Annotated in this window: 14 protein-coding genes; 9 read left to right on the forward strand and 5 right to left on the reverse strand. The window is 62.2% G+C overall.

The window, feature by feature from the left end:
• Window positions 1–2: 2 nt before the first annotated feature.
• The 3 genes from ACQAYK_RS03145 to ACQAYK_RS03155 are packed head-to-tail and all read right to left on the reverse strand — an operon-like array spanning window position 3 to window position 9,567.
• On the reverse strand, window positions 3–7,118 hold the full coding sequence (locus tag ACQAYK_RS03145; protein ID WP_483167839.1) for a type I polyketide synthase: 7,116 nt from the start codon (window positions 7,116–7,118) through the stop codon (window positions 3–5).
• Between the two features lie 2 nt (window positions 7,119–7,120).
• The gene (locus tag ACQAYK_RS03150; protein ID WP_483167840.1) at window positions 7,121–8,281 is read right to left on the reverse strand and encodes a polysaccharide biosynthesis/export family protein; all 1,161 of its coding nucleotides are present in this window, start codon (window positions 8,279–8,281) and stop codon (window positions 7,121–7,123) included.
• Between the two features lie 35 nt (window positions 8,282–8,316).
• Complete coding sequence (locus ACQAYK_RS03155; RefSeq protein ID WP_483167841.1) at window positions 8,317–9,567, reverse strand: nucleotide disphospho-sugar-binding domain-containing protein; 1,251 nt, start codon at window positions 9,565–9,567, stop codon at window positions 8,317–8,319.
• 148 nt (window positions 9,568–9,715) lie between these two features.
• Between ACQAYK_RS03155 and ACQAYK_RS03160 the strand changes: the two genes are divergently transcribed.
• From ACQAYK_RS03160 to ACQAYK_RS03180, 5 genes are read left to right on the forward strand one after another with little or no spacing between them, the layout of a single operon-like run.
• Entirely contained in the window at window positions 9,716–10,831 is a 1,116-nt protein-coding gene (locus tag ACQAYK_RS03160) for a GNAT family N-acetyltransferase (protein WP_483168020.1), read from the forward strand.
• Window positions 10,828–11,817 carry an NAD-dependent epimerase/dehydratase family protein gene (locus ACQAYK_RS03165; RefSeq protein ID WP_483167842.1) on the forward strand — a complete coding sequence of 330 codons (990 nt, stop codon included), beginning with the start codon at window positions 10,828–10,830 and terminating at the stop codon, window positions 11,815–11,817. The genes ACQAYK_RS03160 and ACQAYK_RS03165 overlap by 4 nt, the downstream gene beginning before the upstream one ends.
• Window positions 11,814–13,073 carry a capsule biosynthesis protein gene (locus ACQAYK_RS03170; protein WP_483167843.1) on the forward strand — a complete coding sequence of 420 codons (1,260 nt, stop codon included), beginning with the start codon at window positions 11,814–11,816 and terminating at the stop codon, window positions 13,071–13,073. The genes ACQAYK_RS03165 and ACQAYK_RS03170 overlap by 4 nt, the downstream gene beginning before the upstream one ends.
• Entirely contained in the window at window positions 13,057–14,220 is a 1,164-nt protein-coding gene (locus ACQAYK_RS03175) for a glycosyltransferase family 4 protein (RefSeq protein ID WP_483167844.1), read from the forward strand. The genes ACQAYK_RS03170 and ACQAYK_RS03175 overlap by 17 nt, the downstream gene beginning before the upstream one ends.
• Window positions 14,213–15,277: a capsular polysaccharide export protein, LipB/KpsS family gene (locus ACQAYK_RS03180; protein WP_483167845.1), complete on the forward strand. Its 1,065-nt coding sequence runs from the start codon at window positions 14,213–14,215 to the stop codon at window positions 15,275–15,277. Before ACQAYK_RS03175 ends, ACQAYK_RS03180 begins: the two co-directional genes overlap by 8 nt.
• Before the next feature lie 21 nt (window positions 15,278–15,298).
• On the opposite strand, the gene ACQAYK_RS03185 is transcribed toward ACQAYK_RS03180, so the two are convergent.
• On the reverse strand, window positions 15,299–15,604 hold the full coding sequence (locus ACQAYK_RS03185) for a hypothetical protein (protein ID WP_483167846.1): 306 nt from the start codon (window positions 15,602–15,604) through the stop codon (window positions 15,299–15,301).
• Window positions 15,601–15,897, reverse strand: a complete 297-nt coding sequence (locus tag ACQAYK_RS03190; protein WP_483167847.1) for a hypothetical protein — start codon at window positions 15,895–15,897, stop codon at window positions 15,601–15,603. The genes ACQAYK_RS03185 and ACQAYK_RS03190 overlap by 4 nt, the downstream gene beginning before the upstream one ends.
• A gap of 195 nt (window positions 15,898–16,092) precedes the next feature.
• Here ACQAYK_RS03190 and ACQAYK_RS03195 point away from each other — a divergent pair, with 195 nt between their 5' ends.
• The 4 genes from ACQAYK_RS03195 to ACQAYK_RS03210 are packed head-to-tail and all read left to right on the forward strand — an operon-like array spanning window position 16,093 to window position 20,187.
• Complete coding sequence (locus ACQAYK_RS03195; RefSeq protein ID WP_483167848.1) at window positions 16,093–17,562, forward strand: mannose-1-phosphate guanylyltransferase/mannose-6-phosphate isomerase; 1,470 nt, start codon at window positions 16,093–16,095, stop codon at window positions 17,560–17,562.
• 23 nt (window positions 17,563–17,585) lie between these two features.
• Window positions 17,586–18,704: a KpsE/RkpR family capsule polysaccharide export protein gene (locus ACQAYK_RS03200; RefSeq protein WP_483167849.1), complete on the forward strand. Its 1,119-nt coding sequence runs from the start codon at window positions 17,586–17,588 to the stop codon at window positions 18,702–18,704.
• Entirely contained in the window at window positions 18,694–19,503 is an 810-nt protein-coding gene (locus ACQAYK_RS03205; protein ID WP_483167850.1) for an ABC transporter permease, read from the forward strand. The genes ACQAYK_RS03200 and ACQAYK_RS03205 overlap by 11 nt, the downstream gene beginning before the upstream one ends.
• Window positions 19,504–19,506: 3 nt before the next feature.
• Entirely contained in the window at window positions 19,507–20,187 is a 681-nt protein-coding gene (locus ACQAYK_RS03210) for an ABC transporter ATP-binding protein (RefSeq protein ID WP_483167851.1), read from the forward strand.
• Window positions 20,188–20,198: the final 11 nt, after the last annotated feature.

The raw sequence follows: 20,198 nt of genomic DNA on the forward strand, positions 1-20,198 counted from the left end.
GATCAGACCTCGCTTGCCGCCGGCCGGGCGGCATATTCCCCGGCCACGCCATGCCGGCGTGCCATGTCCAAAACCTGCTCTTTGCCGCTGGGAGCGCTCTGCTCTTCGCACCATTCAGCCAGCAAGCGCTGAGACAGAGCAAAAACCGTGGGCTCCTCACTCATGATAAAGGCGGGGATCTTCAAACCCGTTCGCTCCTCCAGCGCCATGACGAGCTCCATGCCCATCAAGGAATCAAATCCTAGATCCGTCAGTTTCTTGCGTGGATCGATCTGTTCGGTAGACAGACGCAGGATCTGCGCTACCTCCGCAGCAATCCAGCCCTGCAAATGCACCAATGCCTCCTCTCTGGACAGAGAGATAAGCTCGGTACGCCAGTCGTGCTGACTGGTCGCAACCTTGCTGCCAGCGGGCTCTTGGTCGAGCTCTTCGTAAGAGCATCCTTGCACCCAAGGCAAGGACGTGCGCAGCACCTGCCAGTGAAGATCGGCCACCGCCAGCTCGGGAAGGTTCTGGGCAATGGCCCACTCCATGGCGTCCAGTGCCTGGTTGCCAGAAATGGCGCGGCCGCCCAGCCGGCGCTGCAAAAGTTCTTGGGTTTCTCGGTGCCGGGTCAAATAGCCGACATCGGCAATGGGTCCAAACTGCAGGGTAGTGGCCGGTACCCCCAGCGCGTGTCGGTGACGCGCCAAGGCTTCCAGGGCGGCGTTCGCGGCCACATACGCGCCCTGTCCTACATTGCCCAGCAAGTTGGCAATGGAAGAGTAGAGCACAAAAAAGTCCAGCGGCTGACCCTTGCTCAGTTCGTGTAGATGCCAGGCGCCATCCACCTTCGGTTCGAGAACTCGCACCAGTCCGTCGGGCTGCAGCTGGTCCGCCAAGGCGTCCTCGATGACTGCAGCGGCATGGATGATGCCGCGCAGCGGTCCCCATGCGGCGAGTTCGGTGAAGAGCGTGGCGACGGCAGCGCGGTCGCGCACATCCACAGCGCGTATGCGAATTTCCGCAGCTGACCCGTACGGCTGCAAAGCTGTTTCGGCTTCCGGACCCAGACTGCCTTGACGAGAGAGTAGCGCAAGCTTGCGCGCACCACGAAGCAGGAGGCGTTGCGCCGTTGCCAAGCCCAGGCCTGAGCTTCCGCCACTGATCACATACACGCCCTCGGGGTCGAGCTGCAGAGGCGTGGGGACAAGCGGCGCTGGCGTCGGATGCGGCAGGAAAGGTCCGCGGGTGTCGATAACGATCTTGCCGATCTGCCGGGATTGCTGCATGTAACGGAAGGCGTCTGGGGCTGCATGGCTGGCAAATATGGTGCTGGGTAGTGGCACGAGTTCTTGCCGCACGAAGGCTTCCAACAATTGCGTAAAGATCGCTTGCGTCCGCTGCGGATGGAGGGCCAACAGCTGGTCCGCGTCGATGCCGAAGTAGCTCAGGTTATTGCGCATGGGGCGCAGCCCCAGAAGGGTATCGTTGTAAAAATCCCGCTTGCCCAGTTCCAGAAAGCGTCCAAAGGGCTTGAGCAGGCGTAGGCTGCGATCCATGGCCTCGCCGGCGAGGCTGTTGAGCACCAAATCCACGCCCTCGCCCTGGGTATCGGCCAGAATCGCATCGGCGAAATCCAGGCTGCGCGAGTCATAGAGCCGTTGCACGCCCAGTAGGCGCAGAAAATCGCGTTTGGCGGCAGAGCCGGCAGTGGCAAAGACTTCTGCACCATGAAACTGGGCGATCTGGATGGCCGCGAGGCCGACGGCGCCGGCAGCACCATGGATGAGCACCCGCTCACCGCGGGCCATGCGTCCCAGCTCGATCAGGGCATACCAGGCGGTGAAGAAGGCGGTGGGCAGACCGGCTGCCGCAACCCAGTCGAGCCCTTCCGGGATCGCGGCCAAGGCATGTTCTGGGGTCAGAACCCGATTGGCCAGGCTGCGAGGGGCAAAACCCAACACTCGGTCGCCCACCTGCCAACGCGATACCTCTTGGCCGACGCGCCGCACCGTGCCGGCAAACTCGAGCCCCAGTCCTGGGCCAGCAAAGCCCGCCTCCAGCGCCTCGTCGCCCACCAGTCCCAAGGCATACATCACATCGCGAAAGTTGAGCCCTGCTGCCATGGTCTCGACCTCTACGGAATTCCCAGGTAATTCCGCGGGGGAAGATCGCGTTTCCCAGGCAAGGTAGCGCAACTGTCCGGCGCGGGCATTGTTCAGATACTGGATTTGTCCGCTAGGAACGGCAGCCACGTCGTGCCATTCTTGCACCCGCAAAACCTGGCGGCGGCCATCGGCATCGAGAAAAATTTCGCTTTCGTTATCGGCGTCGAGAATCTCGTGGGCCAGGGCCTCGGCTGCCTGCGGGGTATCCGGCAGACCGTCCAATATCCGCAGTCGCAGGCTAGGCCACTCGTTGGCAAGGGTTCGGACGAAAGCGGCTAACGCCGCAGCGATCACGTCCGTTGCCTGCCCGCGGGACTGGAGGGCACCGGGCAGAATCAAGTCGACGCATATCGCTTGCGAGTGCTCCCGACAAATCCTCAGCAGCTCGCCGAGGTTCAGGACGGCAGTAGCGATGGCTGCACTTGGGGAAGCATGGTTGGCAGCGTGTAGCTCCGGCGCGAAGACCAGAACGGCGGGAGCCTTGTCGTGCAGGGATGCAGCGGTGAATTCATCGGGTAACCACCGCCGGTACGGCGCGTAAAGCTTCTGCAGGGTTGTGGGTAACGCCTCCGGTATAGCGCCCAGCAATGCGATGGACTTTTGCGCCTCCGGCTGGTGCGGTGGAGGGGTTTGCAGCAGCAGAATCCAGGCGGGTTCTTCGGCATGGGGGCGCAGCAGACTTGTCTCCCAACCCTGCAACCGGGCCGCTTCCTCCAGTTCTGCGGGTGGCAAAGGAAAGCCATCGGACAAGTCGCTGCGCAACGGAGAGGTTCCCGCCAGCAGCAAGATTCCTCGTGGCCGGAGCAAGCCGCGCGCCCGCTGCAGGAGGTCGTCCCAGGCGTTGGCTTGTAGCGAGCCGACATGCGCCAGAAGTGCATCGAAGCCCCGCAGAGGCTCCGGCAGTTGCGTCAAGGTGTGAACGGGCCAGCCCGCGCGCTCGTCTTCCAGTATCGCTGGGCGCAATCCGCAGCGCCGAAACCGGCCATCCTGGGTTTCCAGCCGGGGCAGCAACTCCCAGCCAGCATCGCTATATTCGGCAACACTGCAGACCCGCTGCGACTGGGTCTCGCCAATCAACCAGTTGGCAAGGGTCTCTGTCAGATCCGGCAAATAGGCCTGCAGGTCCCATCGCCACCAATCCCCCGCGAGGAGGGGATCGTCGCCTTCACCAAGACCCTGCTGTCGCAGTTTCCAACGGCCTGCTGCTACCGTCCAGGGCAGGCTTTCTGGGTAGTCCTGCAGGAGGGTCTGCCACAATGCCCCTGTCTGCTCCCCCTCGTACATCTGCAGGTAGCTGTTGAGCAGTGGCAGGAACTCTTCGCGCCGCCGGGTGAGGATGGGACTGCTTTCCAGCAGCTCCCGGCAGCACGCGGCGATGACTGGCAATTGTAAAGGGGTGCTGCTTTCGGCGCGGTCCAGGGCCACCAGATTGCGGGTGAAATAGCGCGGCACCACTTGCTGTTTACCTGGCAGGCGCAGTTCCTGCAGCCGCACACCGCGGGCATCCACGCGTACTTGCCCACTGGCGCCGATAAGCTGAAGCCGGGCCAGCAGCGAATGGGGGGAGCGTCGGTGCAGCCGTACCCGGGCGCTGGCACTGGTCTCCCGGTGGGGCCAGTACTCCAGGTGCTCGATGCGCACCGGCACAAAGGCGGACGTTCCCTGCCGGGGTTCGCCTGCCAGCAGGTCGATGAACAGTTGCAGGGCCCCGTCCAGCATGCCGGGATCCAGGAACAGTTGGGAATGCAGATCCTCCGGGAGCGTGCTGCGCAGCTCGGCGTCCACTCCCACGGGTGTGCAGAGACCGCTCTGGACGGTCTGGAAACTGGGCCCATATTGCAGCCCAAGCCGGCTCGCCATTTGGTAGTGGGCTGCAGGCATGAGCTCCTGTGGGGATTGGCTCGCCAGCGGGTCCATGGCTGCGGGTGCCGGACCGTTCAGTGGCCGCAGACGCGCCCGCAGATGCTCGGTCCAGGACTCGTGCATCTCCTTGCGCGATTGCACGCGCAGGCGACCCTCCAGCCACTGGGTACGGATGATTCGGCTCTGCTCGGCTTCCAATACCAGGGGCGCCAGAATCTCCAGGTCCTCAATGCACAGGGCTGGTGCTTCGGGAAACTGTTGATGGCCCAGTGCCAGGACCAGTTCCACGAAGCCCGCGCCGGGGAAAAGCACATCGCCACCCACCTGATGGTCAGCCAACCAGGGCTGCAGGGTGGTATCCAGACGCTGCTCCCAAAGGCCAGGATGACCAGCCACCGGATGACCGAGCAGGGGATGACGTTCGTAGCGGTACAGCAAAGCACAAGATTCTGCTGTAGCCTCTTGCCAGTGGCGTTCCCGTTGCCAAGGGTAGTTCGGAAGTTCCAGGGGGGGGAGAACGCGCGGATAAAAGCGATCCCACTGGCGCGGCAGGCCGCTCAGCCACAGGCTGTCGAGGGTTTTTTGCAGGGCTGTCCGTTGTTCTGCCACATTGCGGTGCAGCGTTGCCAGAGCCCTGCCACTGCGACCTTGTGCCTCGAAAATCTCTCGCAAGTAGTTGCGTAATACGGGGTGGCCGCCGAGCTCCACCAGTAGTTCACAGTGCTCTGTCAGGGCAATGGTGGCTTCGCGGAAGCGCACGGGCTGACGTACATTCTGCCACCAATACTCCGGCCCCAATTCGGAGCCGAGCAGACGGGTTCCGGTCACGGTAGAAAAGAAAGGGATGTCACCGGTCTTGGGGGTCAACTTCGCCAGGGAAACGAGAAGATCGTCCCGTAAAGCATCCATGGCGGGACCATGGAACGGATAGTCGACCGGTAAACGCTTGCAGGGGATCTGCTCGGAACGCAGCTGCTCTTCCAACTTCTTCAGGGACTCCGGATCACCGACCACGGTGCACCCCTTGGGACTGTTGTCGGCGGCCAGCCACAGTCTATCTTCCAGGCCAGTATCGGCGAGTCGCGCGGCCATCGACTCGGCCGCGCAGCCAACGGCAGTCATTTGCCCTAGACCCCGGGTGCCTTCCTGCGCCTGACTTCGGGCGTGAATGACGCGGGTGGCGTTGGCCAGCGATAGTGCGCCACAGGCCCAGGCAGCCGCCACTTCGCCAACGCTGTGCCCAATCACCGCTGCTGGCTCGATCCCCTGGGCACGCAACCAGACAGTTTGCGCCACTTGCAGGGCAAACAGGGCGGGCTGCGCATGCATCGTGCTGTCGTAGCGGTCTGCCGCCTGTTCCTCCCGCAACTCATCGCGTAGGCGATAGCCCGCCAGCGGCGCAAAGGTCCGGTCGATTTCGTCTATGGCGGCGGCGACCTCAGGGACCTCCAGCAGATCGCGACCCATGCCTACCCACTGGCAGCCGTTACCTGAGTAGACAAAAGCCACCGGCAAGGCTTCCTCGGGCTGGTACCAATGACGCAAGGTTGTCTCGGGGGAGGGGCCGTTACCGTCGGCTAGCCCGCGGAGTTGTCCTTGGAGTTCCTCGCGCGTAGTGAACCAAAGGATGACGCCCTGATCGAGTTCTGGATGCCGGAAGTTCAGTTGATAGAGGGCTCGTTCCCAGTCCCGCCGCGACAGGGGCGCGAGAAAGTCCAGCAGGTCGCTAGCCGATGCCTGAAGTGCGGCTTCCGTAGCGGCGGTGAGCAGGAGAGGGCGACGGGGAGAGATCTGGGTCGGAGCGTCTTTCCGCCGTGTTGCGCGCCAACGCGGTGGACTTTGCAGGATGGCATGGGCGTTGGCCCCCCCAAAACCAAAAGAGTTGACGCCCATGGTCAGGGTACCTTGGGCAGGCAGAGGGCGCAGTTCGCGAACGATCTCCAGGGGATAGCGGTCCAGGGGCAGACGCGGATTGATGGATTCCACGCCGATGGTGGGAGGGACCTGGCGCGCATGCAGACTATGGATGACCTTGAGCAGTCCGGGTACCGCCGATGCCGTTTCCAGATGCCCCAGATTGCTCTTGACGGAGCCGACCAGCAAAGGATCGCTGCGTTCTGGGGTGAGAGCGGCGCCAATGGCTTCCAGCTCGATGGGATCGCCCACCGCCGTACCTGTCCCATGCGCCTCTACATAGTCCAACTGGCGTGGATCAATGCCCGCTTGGTTGTATACCTGGGTCAGCAGGGACGCCTGGGCCGCCGCGCTGGGCACCGTCAGGCCGGATTTATACCCGTCGGTATTGTTGCCAGTGCCCAGCACTACCGCCAGGATTGGATCACCGTCCCGCCGCGCCCGCTCCAGGGTCTTCAGCAAAAAGATCCCGCCGCCCTCGGCGCGCACGTACCCGTCGGCGCCTTCCTGAAAGGGTCGGCTACGACCACTGGCCGAGAGCATCGAGGCCTTGGAAAAAATGAGGAAACCGAAGGGATGCAAGTGCAGATTGATGGCCCCACTAAGGGCTAGCTCACACTCCCCGCGCAGCAGAGACTCACAGGCCCGGTGAAAGGCCACCAGCCCCGAGGAACAGGCGGTGTCGATGACCAGGCTGGGGCCACGCCAGTCGAAGACATAGGAGAGCCGATTGGCGGCAATGCTGGCAGTGACCCCAGTGGCCGAATTTGGTCCCAGGGCAGCCAGGTCGTCGGCAAAGCGGTAGCCATAATCGGTGCTCGCCAGACCCAGAAACACGCCCGTGGGGCTGCCGCGCAGGCGCCGGAGGGGTTGCCCTGCCTGGACCAGAGCCTCCCAAGTCATCTCTAGCAACAGCCGCTGTTGTGGGTCCATGGCCGCCGCCTCGCGCGGTGAAACGCGAAAGAAGCCGGCGTCAAAACCAGCGACATCGCCCAAGCTCCCCGCGGCAAAAGTGACGGAAGTACCGGGATGTCCGCGCAGCGCATGCAAAAAGGCCGATTGCCCCCAGCGGTCGGGGGCCACCCGAGTCAGCAGTGACTCTCCAGCGACCAGGGCCTGCCAAAAGCGGGTGTCGGCCCGCTGCGGCAGCCGTGTCGCCTGGCCAATGATAGCGACGGCATTCTTGGCCATACTTACTTGATGACGCCGGCCGTGGTCAGACCCTGAATGGGATAGACAATCTGCACGATGAGACCCAGAAATTTCTGCAGGTCGGTGACTGGAGCACTCGCCACGTAGATCAGATCCTTGTTTTGAATGGGGAATTCTTGGGCCACAAAGAGGGTCGCCGGATTGCTGAAGTCAAAGCGGAATACCACCGGTACCTTGCCATCGACCAGCGGCCCCTTGGCCAAGCCCGGTACGAGTTTGGGAGATTCCAGGCGAAACACAAAAACCGCCTTGGCATCGGCCTCGTTGCCATTGATGCCGCCGGCACGAACCAGGGCCTGCGCCAGGCTGATACCGGATGCCTCGAAGTCCACTTCCTTGCTTTGCTGGGTCGCCCCCATGATGGTGACATGCAGGGGCTGATAGAGCGCAGTCAGGACATCCCCCGAGCGCAAAGAGATGTTCTCCCTAGGATTGGCGATGATGTCTTCCAGGGGCAGGCGCAGGACCTGACCACTGCGGGAAAGCTGGATAGTGACCTTGCTGACGGGTTGTACCACCCCACCAGCAGCCGCCAGGGCCTGCAGCACACTGACCCCACCGGGTTCCATGGGCACCTGTTTGCTGTCTTTCACATTACCCACCACCGAGATGCTTTGCGCGCGATTGCGCACTAGGCTCACCACTACCTGTGGATCGTGGGCCTTGCCCTGCAGGCCGGCCCGAATTTCTGCGGCGATCTGCTGCGTGGTCTTGTCGGCGCAGGGGATCTCGCCGGCAAAGGGCATGAAAATTTGCCCGCCGGCGTTGACCATCTGCGGCGGAATGGTGGTCATGATGGAGCCCGACGGTGTCGTCGTCGAGGCAATGCTGGGCGAAAACAGCATGGCCGGGGGTGCTTCCCAGATGTGCACTTCCAAGACATCACCAGGGCCCACGGTATAGAGGCTCGGCGCCGGATTGCGGAATTGGTCGAGGAGGGCGAGGTCCGGCTGGTAGATTTCCTGGTGAAACACCCGGGCTAGGGCGTAGTTCACGTCTACCAGACGGATGCCCTGTAGAGCCTTGTTATGCTCGACGTCATTGACAGGACCAGCGCGTGGACCAGCATAGGGTAGGTAGGCGCTGCAGCCCCCGAGCAGGGCAGGCAACAGCAGTGCGGCGGCGTAAGAGAAAGGGCGCAAATTATGGGATCCTGTCTGAGCTTTGGACGGTGCCGCTAAGGATATTCAGCCAATTTATGAGCAATGCTACCGCCCCTGCCAACGACTGACAAGTCGATGTGCCGAAGCGCCAATCGTGCCAGGAGCGCCTCGATGGCTGTGGCGGCCACCGCCGCGCCATCCTCGGCTGCCAGCGCGGGCGCGACCCTGGTCAGAGCTGGCCAGGCTCGTTCCATGCTCTGCGTAAGAGCTTGGGCAATGGCTTCGGGACGGCGCCGTGGCCATTGCCCAAAGCCGCGCTGCAGGGCGCGGCGGGTGTTATCGAACTGATCCCAGACCGAGGGTAGCAAGACCGAGGGCACCCCCAAGCCTACTGCCCAGCTCAATGCACCGATGCCGCCGGAGTGAACGACGGACGCGGCCCCGGCGAAGAGCTGCGAATAGGGCAGATAGGGAAGGGCAAGAAAGTCTTGCTTTTCCCCTACCAGCCCATGATGGCTGGGGCGCAGCGCAAATAGCGCGCGCTGGCCGGCGATCTGGCAGGCGCGTTGGGTCACCGCCACAAACTCACTTGGGTCGCGACGATCTGCGCCACCGGGCGCCAGCACTACGGGCGGCGCTCCGGCCGCCAGAAATTCTTGCAGGCGCTGTAAGGCCGCCACATTCTCCAGGCTGGGTGGAAGCTGGGGGCAAAAGCCGGTTAGCAGCACTTGGGGAGGCAGGGCGTCAGCCTCCACGAGTCGTGGCGATGCCAGCAGAAGGTTCAGCCAAGGGGAATGCAGTCCCTCGAAACAAATATGCCCAGACACCTGGACCCCCAGGCGGCGCGCGAGGCTGGTCAGGCGGCGGAACTGCCAGGCGGCCCGTGACCGTGCCAGTCTGAAGGCAACTTGCTGCATGGCAGAAGAATCCGGCAAAGAGCGCTGCAGTCGAGCCAGCACTGGCCACCAGGGGGGATCGGCGCGGGTAGCAAAGGCCAATGGCGATGCCGAGGCATAGATCCAGGGCTTCTCCAGTTTTCTGGCAAGCAGGATCGCGGCGGGTACCAAAGGGTTGGCCAGCAGTAGGTCGGCTCGGTCAACAAGATTCCGCAGCACCGTCATTCCTTCCTCGGAAGGCGGCGCAAAGGGTTCGCTGACGCCATCGAGGGCCTGGAAGGGCACGCCGGCGTCGCGCGCCAGGACAGCGTGCTGGCGGTCCCCGGCCAGCAGCAGATGATGCCCGCGATCGCGCAGGGCCAGGAGCACCGCGAGCAGGGGTAGCACGTCGCCAAAGCCGCCCTTGGCGGCAATCAGAATCTTCGCCATGATGGGGTGCTATCCAGCGGCACGGAGAAGAAACTGTCAAGACCTGACGGGAACCTGTAACGGTGCTAGACTTCCCCGCGCTCAACCAGATAATAGATTTTGCTTATGATAAGGGGAACAAATCCTGCAAAGCACACTCTACTCCACCATCGACGAAGTACCAGAATCCATCTGGCAGCGTCTTGGCAGCGGTTATTCCACAGCCTTGGACCCGCGCTTCTGGAGGGTCTTGGAGGCGTCGCAACTGGCAGGCTTTTCCTATCGTTATCTGGTGCTGCAGGACGAACGGGGTGAGCCCCTGGCCTTTCTTGGGCTCTATTCGGTTGTCACGGATATTGCGATCTTTGCTCCGCCCTTCCTCAAGCGCATTCTCGCCCCCATTCGCCGCCGCTGGCCGGGCTTTTTGAAATGGACGATGCTGGAGTGTGGCACGCCCATCACCATCGTCAGCCCCCCCATCGCGCAGGCGGAGGACTTGCCGCGGCAGCAGCTGGTCGATCGCTTGGCAGCTGAGATGCGCCGCCTCGCCCGTGCCGAAGGCCATCTCTTGCTGGTCGTGCGAGACTTTGAGCCCGAGGCGGAGGCGTATCGAGAGGACTTCGCCCGCCATGGTTTCCACTGGATCGAGGGTCTACCCAATACCTATCTGGATCTCCCCTGGCGCCGCCCGGCGGAGTACCATCAGGCCATGCGCAGCTACTATCGCAGCAAGCTGAAAAAACACCGTCGCGCCAATGAGGCCCTGGGGGTGCGCCATGAACTGCGGAAGGATTTTGCCGATCTGGCAGAAGTCCTCAGCGCGCAATGGCAGATCGTTCACGATGCCGCCAAGGAGTTTCAACGCGAGATCCTCACCCCCCAGTTCTACCGGAGCTTTGCGGAGGGAATGGGCGACGATTCCCTGGTCCTGCTCTTTTATTGCGGTGACGAATTGGTGGCGCATGCCCTGCTGCTACGCGACGGAACCTTGCTGCGCTGGCTGTACGTGGGGCGAAATGCTGCACAAAACGATGGCCTCTACCTGCATGTGGCCGCCACCGTGGTCGATACCGCCATCGAGCTGGGTGCCGAGCGACTGGAACTGGGGTTGACCACCTACGACGTCAAACTCGACCTCGGCGCCACCGCCTTTCCCATCGCCATGGCCCTGCGCTCGCGCTGGGCCTGGATGAATCCCTTCGTGGGCTGGGGCTACCGAATGCTCAACCAGGTGCCACGGCCCGCTGCCCGGCAGGTCTTCAAAGAGGAGGAGGGCAAACGATGAAGCCCGTTCTGGTTACCGGCGCCACGGGCTTCATTGGCGGACATCTGGCCCAACGCCTGCTGGGGGAGGGCCTCCCCGTGCGCCTGCTGGTCCGCGATCCGCAGCGCCTTTCGGCAGAACTTCAACAGGGCGCGCAGATCTACGTGGGGGATCTCACCCAGCCAGACAGCCTGCCTGCTGCCGTGCGTGGGGTGGGATTGGTCTTTCACTGCGCAGCCAACGTCCACACCTGGGATCGTCGGGAATCCTATTGGCAGGTCAACGTGCACGGCCTTGGCCATCTGCTCGATGCCATTGCCCAAACCACGGAACTGCCCGAGCGCTTCGTGCACTTCTCCAGTGTCGATGTCTACGGCTTCCCAAAGGAGCCAGCAGTGGAAAGCAGCGTCCTGCAGTCCACGGGTTTTGGCTATGGCGACAGCAAGCAGGCAGCCGAGGCGCTGCTGTGCCGCCGGGCCACAGAAATGAACCTACCCTGGACCATCCTGCGTCCAACGAATGTCATGGGGCCCGGCAGTCCGTTCATCGAGCGCATCGGCAGAGAAATTCGCAACGGCCTGATGCTCAAGGTCGACGGTGGACAGGTGGATTGTGGCTATCTGGATGTGCAGAACCTGGTCGATGTCGCCCACTGGGCCGCCCGCAACCCCACTACGCAAGGGGAGACCTACAATGTGCGGGACCCGATCTCAGTCTCCTGGCGGCAATTTCTGCAGGACCTGCGCCAGAGCCTGCGGGGACACGGATTACTGCTGAATCTGCCCCACGCGCTGGCCATGCCCGCCGCCCAGGTCATGGCCGCCCCGTACGGCTGGCTGCACCTACGCGCTGAGCCCTTGCTGCACCCCCTGCTGGTGCAGATCTTTGGCCGGACCTGCGGCCATTCCATCGAAAAACTGCAAGCTGCCGGCGCCCCTCTGGGACGAATCCCTTATGCCCAGAGCCTGCGAGTGGCGCTGGGGCTGGAGACGCCCCCGGCCACATGACGCCGCATATCGTCTTTTTGCAGGGAATGCCTTCGCCCTTCTTTCGGCGCGTAGGGCACTGTCTCGCCCAGCGGGGCTGGCGGGTGACCCGCATCAATCTCTGCCCGGGCGACTGGCTCTTCTGGCACGACCAGTACAGCCTCTCCTATCGGGGCAGTTACGCCGGCTGGTCGGACTATATCCGTGCGTTCTTCCAGCGCGAGCAAGTCAGCGACCTGATGCTTCTGGGCGAACAACGCTACTACCACCGCGAGGCGGTGGCGATTGCCCAGGAACTCGGCATTCGCGTTACGGTTACCGACTTTGGCTATCTGCGCCCGGACTGGATCACCCTGGAGCGCGACGGCATGAGCGGCGCCTCTCATTTTCCCAAGGATCCGCAGGAGATCCACGCCCTGGCGCGGCAGGCAGTGGTCCTCGATTGGGGCGCGCGCTTTACCGACAACGCCCTGCAGATGGCCGTGGGCGATCTCAGCTACAATTTCAGCAACCTGCTGACCTGGGCACTGGGCTTTCCCCGCTATCGGCGCAGTGATCGCCGTCCCCCGGCCATCCCCTATACCATCGCCAGTGGCTGGCGCTTGCTCGGCAACCGGCTGCGACAGCAGCGCGTTACCCGCCTGGCAGAAGAGATCAGTGGCGGATCCCAGCCCTACTATCTCTTTCCGATCCAGCTCAATTTCGATTTTCAGATCATTGCCTACTCACCCTTTCCGCAGATGGAGGACGCCCTGGAGCGGGTCTTTGCCTCCTTTGCCCGCCATGCCCCGCCGGAGTCTCTGTTGGTGGTCAAGGAACACCCCTGGGACCCGGCCTTGCCCAACTGGGAGCGCTACGTGCGCCGCCGTGCCCGGGAACTGGGCCTTGCGGATCGTATCCGCTATCTGCGCGGCGGGCAGCTCAATCAGCTCATTCAGAAGGCCCGCGGGGTGGTGCTGGTCAACAGCAGTACCGCTCTGCGGGTGTTGCAATTGCATCGCCCGCTGCAGGTGCTGGGCAGTGCCGTCTTCGACATACCTGGCCTCAGCCATCAGGGTGGCTTGGACCGGTTCTGGACCGAAGGCCGGGAGCCCGATCCGCAGCTACGGGAAGATTTTTTTGCCGCCCTGGCTGCCACGGTGCAGGTGCGTGGGGTATTCTTCCAGGAGCCGGGCCTCAGCGAGGCGGTTATCGAAACCTGCCAGCGTCTGGCAACCCATAGCGTTGGCCAGCTCAGTGTGCGGGAGGAGGATCAGGAAGATGCCCAAGATGCGTGACCGGGATCTGCTCATCGACCTGACCCGCCTTTGCAGCCGCCATCTGGAGGGACTGCAGCCCACCGGTGTGGATCGGGTGACGCTCGCCTATCTGCGTCACTACCGCGCCCGCGCCCAGGCCCTGGTGCGCCACGGCGGACGCTTATTGCGTCTATCCCATCGGGCCTCCGACCGACTTTTTGCCGCCCTGCTGGGCGAGTCCGCCAACCCCCGCCGCGACATCCAGTTGAGTGTGGCGGCTACCCATCTGGCCAACTTGCGGCCCAAGGCCGGCAGTGTGCTCTTTCATCTCAGTCACAGCGGCCTGGAAGACCCCATCTACGCCCGCTGGCTGGGCGAGCTGGACCTGCATCCGGTCTATTTCGTTCATGACCTCATCCCCATGACCCATCCTGAATATGCCCGCCCCGGTGAAGACCAGCGCCATCGCCGGCGCCTGGGTACCATGGCCAGCACCGGGCGCGGTCTGATTTTCAACTCTACCGCCACCTGGCAAAGCTGTTGGGAACACCGTCGTCAGCAAGGGGTTACTCCCCAGATGCCCGAGCTCATCGCCCCCCTGGGCGCCGAACCCTTGCCCCGGCCCTGTCGGGAGCGGCCCTTCGCCGATCCCTATTTTCTGGTGCTGGGCACCATCGAAGCACGGAAAAACCATCTGCTTCTGTTGCAGCTCTGGCGACACTGGCTGAGTCTGGGCGAGGTCGTCCCCAAGCTGGTACTCCTGGGGCGGCGGGGTTGGGAGTGCGAGCAGGTCATCGACCTGCTGGAGCGTTGCCCCGCTTTGGCCGGGCAGGTAGTGGAGCTGCATGGCTGCGCCGATCAGGAACTCAGCAACTGGCTGGCGCACGCCCGCGCCTTGCTCTTTCCGTCCTTTGCCGAAGGATTCGGCCTGCCGGTGGTGGAGGCGCTGAGTGTGGGTACGCCGGTCATCGCCACTGACCTGCCGGCCTTCCGCGAAGCCGCTGGCAGTATCCCCGAGTATCTCGACCCCCTGGATGGACCAGCCTGGCTCAGCGCCTTGCGCGACTATCGCGACGGCGGGCCCCGCTACCACGCCCAGCGTGCCCGCCTGCGCCAATTTCGCGCCTGGCGTTGGGAGGATCACTTCGCCCTGGTCGATCCCTTCCTGGCACGACTGCGTGACTGAGCAAAAATTGGCGCCAGCGCCCATCCCCAAGCGCCTGCAGGCCCTGCCCGATGATCTCCTGGTCTGGCGTTTTCCGCGCTGGAAATGGCGCTTTCTGCGGCGCTGCTTTCCCGGGAAACGCCTGCACTTCGTTGAGCAGGAAACATCCCTTCCCGGTCCCGCGGCATTACTCCTCTGGGGCAGCAGTCCCGTCCCCGATCTGCGTGTCCCCCTCCCAGTATTGCGCATGGAAGACGGCTTTTTGCGCTCGGTGGGCCTGGGGGCGGAACTCACCCGCCCGCTGTCCTGGGTGCTCGACAGCCGCGGCATGTACTACGACGCGCGGAGTCCTTCGGATCTGGAGTGGCTCCTGACGCAGCACGACTTCTCGCCACAAGACCGCGAGCGAGCGGCCCGCCTGCGCGAGCAGATTCTTCGCCACGGCATCAGCAAATACAACGTGGGGGCCAAAACTTGGCAGCGCCCCTCCCAGGCGCAGCGGGTGATTCTGGTGCCTGGCCAGGTAGAGAGCGATGCCGCCCTGGCCCACGGTAGCCCCTGCCTGCGCAGCAATCTGGAGCTGCTGCGCCGGGTACGCGAAGCCAACCCGCAAGCCCTGTTGCTCTACAAGCCCCACCCCGACGTAGTGGCGCGGTTGCGGGCGCAGGGCAAGGGTGAGGCGCGGGCGCGCGAACATTGTGACGTCTGGCTCGAGGATGTCCCCATGGAAAGACTCCTGGAGCAGGTGGATGAGGTCCACACCCTCACCTCGCTGACCGGCTTCGAGGCCCTGCTGCGGGGCAAGACCGTGCATTGCTACGGGCAACCGTTCTACTCCGGCTGGGGGCTCACCGTCGATCACTGCCCTTTGCCACGCCGTACCCGACGCCTAGGTCTCGACGAGCTGGTCGCCGCCGCGCTGATTCACTATCCCTTGTATTTTGGCCCTCAAGGCCTCATCCCTGCGGAAGATGCGGTTGCCCTGCTGACCGACTGGAAAGAGCGCAGTCAGGGGCGCAAACCGTGGTGGCAGGAGCCCTACCGCGCCATCCTGCGGCGGGTTATTGGGGTGCGTTAGCGAGCATTACTCCGAGCAGGGCTACGCACTTGGCACGCGCAAGACTTTGGCGGCCAACGCGACAGGAGGAAGATCGCGCACAGCGCTTACGGCATTGATCAGTGTCTTCTTCTCATCCGCGCCCAAGCTTTGCAAATCGCCGTCCTGAAAATAGACCAGTGCCTTCAAGCTCTCACTCGGTTGAAAGTTTGGCCCGTACAGTTGTCGCGCAGACGCGAGTCCGCGGGAGAGGCTTACACCGGCGTGGATCATTGCGGCTATATCCCGATAATCCTTAGCCTCCGCCCGCGGCAAAATGTCCAGGCAAGGTTTGAATTTGCTGGTCATGAAAATTTCCGCGTAGGTAAAGGTGGAACTTGATCCACAGCCGCCAAGCCAAGCCGGTAGTGCCAATACGCCCAAGAGCGCGCGTTGAACTGACCAGCTTCGGCGTGCGTCAAGACCTCGCGAAGTACCGCATCGCCCACCTGTCCGGCCAGCACCTGAACGTCAGCGTAGTCCCCCATATTCATCACCTGCGCCATTACTCTCTCTGGTGTGAGCACAGCATCCTCTGGCGTTTTCCACCAGATATACTTGCCGGCCAGGGGCTTCAACCACTCTGAGCTGACCTGGGTCATGAGGACATCTCTGCGACATTCCAGTGGCTTTTCATGGGAAAATTTTGCGTTAAGGATGTGCAAAGTGCAACTCGCTTCCCCGGAACTGGGGTGACACCCCCTTGACGGTGGCGGGGAGCTTCCTTGCGATTGACCCGGTTTATGGCAGATGGTAGTTTACAACCGTTTAAAAGCCGAGACTGGTTGGAGCCGATCATGAAGCATGCTGCCGAAGAACTCGCAAAACAGACGGCACTACCTCTCGTTCCCGTCATTCTCTCCGGGGGCACTGGCAGCCGGCTCTGGCCCCTGTCCCGTAAGCAGCAGCCCAAGCCCTTCATTCCCCTGCCCGATGGCGAAAACCTGCTGCGCAAGACCTACCGCCGGGTACAGAACCTGAGGCACGCCGGTCGCGTGTTGATGGTCACCAATCGAGATTACTATTTTCTATCACGCGATACGCTGATGGAGATCGCGCCGGGCGCCAGCTCCGAGGTCTCCTATCTCCTCGAACCCCAGGCGCGCAACACGGCCCCGGCCATTGCCGCTGCCGCCCTCTGGGCCCAGGAGCAGGTGGGCGAGGACGCCGTGCTGCTGGTGCTGCCCAGCGACCACCTCATCAGCGATCATGCCAGTTTTGCCGAGGCGGTATCGCGGGCCATGGACTTGGCTACTCAGGGCTATCTCGTCACCTTTGGCATCCGCCCCAGCGCGCCGGAAACCGGCTACGGCTACATCGCCGTGGGCGAGCCTCTGACGGGCGGCTACCAGGTGCAGCGCTTTCTCGAAAAACCCGCCCGCGCCCAGGCAGAAAGTTATGTCGCCGATGGCCGCCACTACTGGAACGCCGGCATCTTCTGCTTTTCCGCCAAGACCCTGTTGCAGGGCATGGCTGCCCACGCCCCGGAAGTGCTTGTGCCCACCCAGATGGCCTATGAGGAGGCCCAGGTGAATGGCGACACCTGGTGGCTGGGTGCCGAATTTGCCCAGAGCCCGGACATCTCCATCGATTACGCCATCATGGAACACGCCGAGAACATCGCCGTGGTGCCCGCCAGTTTCGACTGGAACGACCTCGGTGCGTGGGGTGCCATGGGACAACTGTTACCAGAAGATTCCTCGGGCAACCGCGCCCATGGTGAGGTGTTGCTGGAGCAGAGTCAGGACTGCGTGGTGTATGGCAGCGATCGCCTCACCGCCCTGCTGGGGGTGGGCGACCTGCTGGTGGTCGATACCCCCGATGCCCTGCTCATTGCCCGCAAGGATCGCGATCAGGACGTGAAAAAGATCGTCGATCGTCTCAAGCGCTCGGGCAATCCGCTGGTAGACACCCATGTCACCGCACATCGTCCCTGGGGCACCTACACGGTGCTGGAAGAAGGCGACCACTTCAAGATGAAGCGGATCGTCGTCAAGCCCAAGGAAAAGCTCTCCCTGCAAATGCACCACCACCGCAGCGAGCACTGGATTGTCGTTTCCGGTACCGCCAAGGTCGTGGTGGGCAAGGAAGAACGGCTGGTGATGACCAACGAATCCACCTTCATCCCGGCCGGTACCGCCCACCGTCTGGAAAACCCCGGCGTCATCCCCCTGGTGCTGATCGAGGTACAGAGCGGCGCCTATCTGGGCGAAGACGATATCGTCCGCTTTGAAGACATCTACGGTCGCACCGAAGTTCCCGCCTGATTCTGAAAACCACTGGAGTCCCTTTGTTCGCTGCGTTCTGGAACTGGCTGCGCAATCTCAGCAAGATGTTCATTTTCGTGGTTCTGGTCCCCACCGGACTGTCGATCTTGTATTTTGGCATCATCGCCTCTCCCGTCTATATCAGCGAGGCCAACTTTGTCGTCTACAGCCCCGGCGAGCGCTTCAGTAGCACGGGCGGGCTGGCCAGCCTGATCGGCAGCATTGGCGGCAACTACTCGTCCAGTGCCTCGCAGACCATTTCGGCTTACATCAGTTCCTGGGACGCCATGATGGCCCTCAACCAGGCCGTCGATCTGCAGCGGCAGTACACCCACGGCGTCGATTTTCTCGATCGTTATGGTGGGATATTCCATCCCTTCACCAATGATGTGCGCCTGTGGCGCTACTACCAGTCGATGACCGACGACAGCATCGACGCCAGCAATGGCATCAGCACCCTCAAGGTGCGTGCCTACAGCCCGGCCATGGCGCAAAAGATCAACGCCTTTTTGCTCGCCAAGGGGCAGGATATCGTCAACCAGCTCAACGCCGGCGCCCATGCCGAGGCGGTACGCTTTGCCGAGACCGACGTGCAACAGGCACGGCAAGCACTGCGGCAAAGCACCATCGCCTTGGCCGATTACCGTAACGGGCAGCGGGTCATCAGCCCCCTGCAGCAATCGCAATTGCAACTGGCTCTGGTGGCCAAGCTGCAGGATCAGCTCATTCAGGAAAAGACCCAGTTGCAGGCCATCGAACAGCACGCGCCGCAAAACCCCAATATTTCCGTTTTGCGTTCGGGCGTGCAGGCCCTGGAAAGCCAGATCGCTAGCGCCAAGGCGCAGATCACCGGCGATCACCAATCTCTGGCCAGCAAGGATACAGAGTACGAAACCTTGCAGGTGAATCAGCAGATCGCCGAGAAGCTCCTGGTGGCAGCCGTCACCGCCTTGCAGCAGGCGCGTATTACCGCGCAAAAGCAGGAACTCTTTCTGGAAACCATCAGCAGCCCCAACCTGCCCGACGCACCGCAGTTGCCGCGCCGCATCGAGGGCATTCTGGCGACCCTGGTCATCAGCCTGATGATCTGGGGTGTGCTGGTGGTGGTGGTGGGAGGCATCAAAGAGCACCATGAGCGCTAGCCTGCCCAGGGAAAGCCTCTGGCGGCAATTCGCTATCCAGCGCCGGGTCATCTGGGCGCTCGTGATGCGCGAGAGCATCACTATGTACGGACGCGAGGGCCTGGGGGTGCTCTGGATCATTGCCGAGCCGGCGATGTTTGTCATTGGCGTGATGATCATCTTTTCGTATATTGAGGCAGCCTATGCCAATGGCGTTACCGTGGCGGAGTATATGGCCATGAGTTATCCCACCTTGCTTTTCTGGCGCAATGGAACGGGTCGAGTAACCAAGGCGCTGGAAGTCAACCGCTCCTTACTGCACCATCAGCTCATCCGCCCGATGGACATCATCTACGCCCGTATCATTCTGACCTTTGCCAGCGGCGCAGCAGCCTTCATGGCGCTCTATCCCATCTTCACCTTTATTGGGATTACCCATCTGCCCGCCCATTGGTATGCCTTTGGTATGGGGTATCTGCTGGTCATCTGGTTCTCCTTCGGCTTTGTCCTGATCATGGCGGCCCTTGCCGAACTGTCGGAAACCATCGAAAAGACCTCGCACATTATTCTATACCTGATGCTGCCGTTTTCGGGCGTTTTTCTTCCGATGTATCTGGTGCCCGAGCCCTACCGTCATTATCTGCTGTATTTCCCGCTGATCGACTGTGTGGAGTATTTTCATCACGGCTATTTTGGCAGCCAGATGTCGACCTATTACCACATCCCTTATACCGTTGTTGCCTTGCTGGCCATGACGCTCTTTGGCTATACCCTGACGGAATTGGCCATCAAGCGGGTCAAGGTGCATGGAGGGGCGTAACAGATGCTGCAAGTGCGCAACCTGACCAAGTACTACCCCATCCACCACGGGCGTTCCAAGCGGATGATTTTGGATAGCGTCAACCTGACCATAAGACCCGGAGAAAAATGGGGCATCCTGGGACGTAATGGCGCGGGCAAGTCCACCCTGGTGCGGGTTATCAGCGGATCGGAGTCGGCCAACAGCGGCGAAATCATCCGCGGAATGTCGCTTTCCTGGCCACTGGCCTTTGGTGGCGCCTTTGTGGGCAGTCTTACGGGTAAGGACAATGTACGCCTCATTGCCCGGGTCTATGGGGTGGATTACCGCAGAATGCTGGCCTATGTGGAAGACTTTGCCGAGCTGGGCGACTATCTGGGGGAACCCGTCAGCAATTACTCCCATGGTATGCAGGCGCGGCTGGCCTTTGCCATTTCCATGGCCATCGAGTTTGACTGTTACCTGATCGATGAGGTCATGGCGGTAGGGGACCATCGCTTTACCGAAAAATGCAATAAAGATCTCTTCGAGAAACGCGCAGACCGCGCCATGATCATCGTCTCCCACAGTCCCGACGTGATCCGCGCCCACTGTGACCATGCAGCGCTGCTGGAAGGGGGCGAGCTGAAGATCGCAGAGAGTGTGGAAGAGGCTATTGAAAGATATCAGAACCTTTCGTCTTTGGATAATTCAAAACCATCATAGGACTCGCCTGT

This window comes from Acidithiobacillus sp. AC3 (genome assembly GCF_050261095.1).
Classification (GTDB): domain Bacteria; phylum Pseudomonadota; class Gammaproteobacteria; order Acidithiobacillales; family Acidithiobacillaceae; genus Igneacidithiobacillus; species Igneacidithiobacillus copahuensis.

Excerpts from the sequence above, each read along its gene's own strand:
- ACQAYK_RS03145 (WP_483167839.1), bottom strand. The coding sequence starts at position 7,118 with ATGGCCAAGAATGCCGTCGCTATCATTGGCCAGGCGACACGGCTGCCG.
- ACQAYK_RS03155 (WP_483167841.1), bottom strand. The coding sequence starts at position 9,567 with ATGGCGAAGATTCTGATTGCCGCCAAGGGCGGCTTTGGCGACGTGCTA.
- ACQAYK_RS03165 (WP_483167842.1), top strand. The coding sequence starts at position 10,828 with ATGAAGCCCGTTCTGGTTACCGGCGCCACGGGCTTCATTGGCGGACAT.
- ACQAYK_RS03170 (WP_483167843.1), top strand. The coding sequence starts at position 11,814 with ATGACGCCGCATATCGTCTTTTTGCAGGGAATGCCTTCGCCCTTCTTT.
- ACQAYK_RS03175 (WP_483167844.1), top strand. The coding sequence starts at position 13,057 with ATGCCCAAGATGCGTGACCGGGATCTGCTCATCGACCTGACCCGCCTT.
- ACQAYK_RS03185 (WP_483167846.1), bottom strand. The coding sequence starts at position 15,604 with ATGACCAGCAAATTCAAACCTTGCCTGGACATTTTGCCGCGGGCGGAG.
- ACQAYK_RS03190 (WP_483167847.1), bottom strand. The coding sequence starts at position 15,897 with ATGACCCAGGTCAGCTCAGAGTGGTTGAAGCCCCTGGCCGGCAAGTAT.
- ACQAYK_RS03195 (WP_483167848.1), top strand. The coding sequence starts at position 16,093 with ATGAAGCATGCTGCCGAAGAACTCGCAAAACAGACGGCACTACCTCTC.
- ACQAYK_RS03205 (WP_483167850.1), top strand. The coding sequence starts at position 18,694 with ATGAGCGCTAGCCTGCCCAGGGAAAGCCTCTGGCGGCAATTCGCTATC.
- ACQAYK_RS03210 (WP_483167851.1), top strand. The coding sequence starts at position 19,507 with ATGCTGCAAGTGCGCAACCTGACCAAGTACTACCCCATCCACCACGGG.